The organism is Mesorhizobium sp. M7A.F.Ca.CA.004.12.1.1, assembly GCF_003997835.1.
Taxonomy (GTDB): Bacteria; Pseudomonadota; Alphaproteobacteria; order Rhizobiales; family Rhizobiaceae; genus Mesorhizobium.
This window is the reverse complement of sequence record NZ_RZRK01000819.1, coordinates 1-2,686: the sequence shown is the minus strand read 5'-3', so window position 1 is coordinate 2,686 and position 2,686 is coordinate 1. Positions and strand designations below refer to the sequence as shown.

The following is a 2,686-nucleotide window of genomic DNA, read 5'->3' as shown; positions in this document are numbered from 1 at the left end:
GTAGAATTCGGTCGCCATGCCGGGCAGCTTCAACTCGCCATGCAGCGGTTTGTCCGAAACGCACAGCAGCGTGCCGTAGGGAACGCGAAAGCGGAAGCCATTGGCGGCGATGGTCGCCGATTCCATGTCGAGTGCGATGGCGCGAGATTGCGACAGACGCTGTACCGGGCCACGCTGGTCGCGCAGTTCCCAGTTGCGATTGTCGATGGTGGCGACGGTGCCGGTGCGCATGATGCGCTTTAGGTCGTAGCCGGAAAGGCCGGTGACTTCGGCGACGGCTTCCTGCAACGCCACCTGGATTTCGGCCAGCGGCGGGATCGGCACCCAGACCGGAAGATCGTCGTCCAGCACATGGTCCTCGCGCACATAGGCATGCGCCAGCACATAGTCGCCCAGCGCCTGGGTGTTGCGCAGGCCGGCGCAGTGGCCGAGCATCACCCAGGCATGCGGCCTCAGCACCGCGATATGGTCGGTGATGGTCTTGGCGTTGGAGGGCCCGACGCCGATATTGACCATGGTGATGCCGCCATGTCCCGATTTCTTCAGGTGATAGGCCGGCATCTGCGGCAGGCGCGGCGGTGCAACGCCTTCGCTGGGCGCGCTTTGCCCGCTCTTGGTGATGACATTGCCCGGCTCGACGAACTCCGTGTATCCGCCGCCGCCATTGGCCATCAGGTTGCGGGCGCGGGCGACGAACTCGTCGATGTAGAACTGATAATTGGTGAACAGCACGAAGTTCTGGAACTGCTGCGGCGTGGTTGCCGTATAGTGCGACAGCCGGTGCAGCGAATAATCGATGCGCTGCGCCGTGAAGGGCGCCAGAGGCCTCGGCTCGCCAAAGGCGACTTCGAAGGTGCCGTTGGCGATCTGGTCGTCGGTGCCGTCGAGATCCGGCACGTCGAACAGATCGCGGATCGGCCGCTTGATGCGCTCTGCCGTCGCGCCGTCGACATGGGTGCCTTCAAGGAAGGCGAAATGCAGCGGGATGGGTGTGGTCGATTCCGACACCGTGACCGCAACCCCATGATTGCGCATGATCAGGCGCAACTGCTCGACGAGGTAGCTTTCGAACAGGCCCGGCTGGGTGATGGTGGTGGAAAAATGCCCAGGCGTCGGCATATGGCCATAGGCCTGGCGCGAGTCGATCTGGGTGAACGAGTTGGTGGTGACACCGATCTCCGGATAAAAGGCCCGGTAGCGCTTGCCATTGTCGCCGCCTGCTGCCGCCAGCTCTGCAAAGGAGTCGCGCAGGAATTTGGTATTGCGGTCGTAAAGCGCCTGCAGTGCCTTGACTGCTTTTTCGGCGCTATCAAAGCTTTGCCGGCCAAAAGGCTCCGGCATGACGACAGATTCGATGGCTTGTGGGTAGATTCGCTTTTCCATGGCTCAATATAGAGACTTGGATCGGCACTTGGGAGGGGTGTCGCGACCGAAGGCGGCCAAAGCGCCGTTTTTCTTCAACCGCGCTGCAGGCTGACCAGGAGCACAAAGCCGACGCCGGACTTCTTCAGGGCTGGTGCGTCGATCGTCGAGCCGGCGTCAGTGCGCATCATCGGCACGGCCAGAACCGGAGCGGCCAGCACCGTCAGGATAAGCGCCGCCCGCGGCAGAAGCCGAAGGGTCTTGAGAGTGTTGGCGGCGATGCGGTTCATGGCGTTCAGCTTTTCTTTCGAGGTCTTGGTTTCTTTGGTCAGTTGCGAAGATGGGTGGGGCAGGCGAGGCGGCAGGTTCTGGAACTGGCTTCGTCCCAGGCGCGGGCCGGACGGCCCGCTTCGGCGACGAGGATGGCGAAGAACATTCCAAACAGGCTCACCAGCAGGCAGACGATGGTGAAGCGGCGAGCAAGCATTGGGTCGGTCTCCTTCAACACGCCGGAGAATGCCCTGATGCAACTGAACCGGCTCTGATGCCGGCGTTCATCTGCCGTTCAAGATGACTGACGGGTTTCGACGGCGCCGGCGTCGGTTTGGATAGCCGCCGGTGGGTATCGAGCATCATCGGCGCAGGATGTGTCGACAAACGAAAACGGGGCCCGTCGAGGCCCCGTCATCATGTCGCAAGGATGCGCTCGATCAGAGCTTGTGCCAGGTCTGGCTCTTGCAGATCAGTCCGCCGAGCACGCAGCCGCTCATCTTGAGAGAGCTGCCCGACAATGTCGCCTTGCCCGAATAGGTCTTGTCGTTTGCCGGATCGGTGATGTTGCCGGCATATTTGTTGTCGCCTGTCGCCTTGAGCGAGCCGATGGTCTTGCCGGCATATTTCCCGGACTTGAGCGTGATGGAAAACGAGCCGCCGCCGGCGATGGCCGCGGTTTCGCCGGCCTGCGTCTTCCAATTGCCTTCGATCGGATCGGCCCATGCTGCACTCGCCACGATCAATGTGGCCGCAAGGGCCAGGCTCAGTTTTCGAAACATGTCTTCCTCCCTGTGGATGTCCGGCCGGATGCTCCGCCTCGCCGGTCTGCCGCTTACGCAAACGTAAGCTAATCCAGCTCCCGGCAAAACAAAAGCGGTGCCGTAGCGGAAGACTTTGGGATTTTGCAGCCGCCTGAAAGCGCCTCCTCGACGATGAAATGAAACGATCGGCGCATCGCCTTTGTCTGCCGTGGTTAGCGAAGTCTTGCCCCCGCGCGAGAAAACTTTCGTCAAATTTGAGGCAAGCAGGCTGAATTGCTGGGTTTGTATCC

The 2,686-nt window shown here is 61.5% G+C and carries 4 protein-coding genes; all 4 read right to left on the bottom strand.

Annotated features, from left to right (window positions below):
• Positions 1–1,383 (bottom strand): AMP nucleosidase (locus EN984_RS30135; RefSeq protein WP_127276662.1); only part of this gene is annotated, 1,383 nt, incomplete at its 3' end.
• A 74-nt stretch (positions 1,384–1,457) separates the two neighbouring features.
• Positions 1,458–1,652, bottom strand: coding sequence for a hypothetical protein (locus EN984_RS30130; protein ID WP_127270986.1), 195 nt, complete (start codon positions 1,650–1,652; stop codon positions 1,458–1,460).
• 38 nt (positions 1,653–1,690) lie between these two features.
• Entirely contained in the window at positions 1,691–1,849 is a 159-nt protein-coding gene (locus EN984_RS37910; RefSeq protein WP_023812838.1) for a hypothetical protein, read from the bottom strand.
• A 223-nt stretch (positions 1,850–2,072) separates the two neighbouring features.
• Positions 2,073–2,414: a DUF2147 domain-containing protein gene (locus tag EN984_RS30125; RefSeq protein ID WP_127270988.1), complete on the bottom strand. Its 342-nt coding sequence runs from the start codon at positions 2,412–2,414 to the stop codon at positions 2,073–2,075.
• Positions 2,415–2,686: the final 272 nt, after the last annotated feature.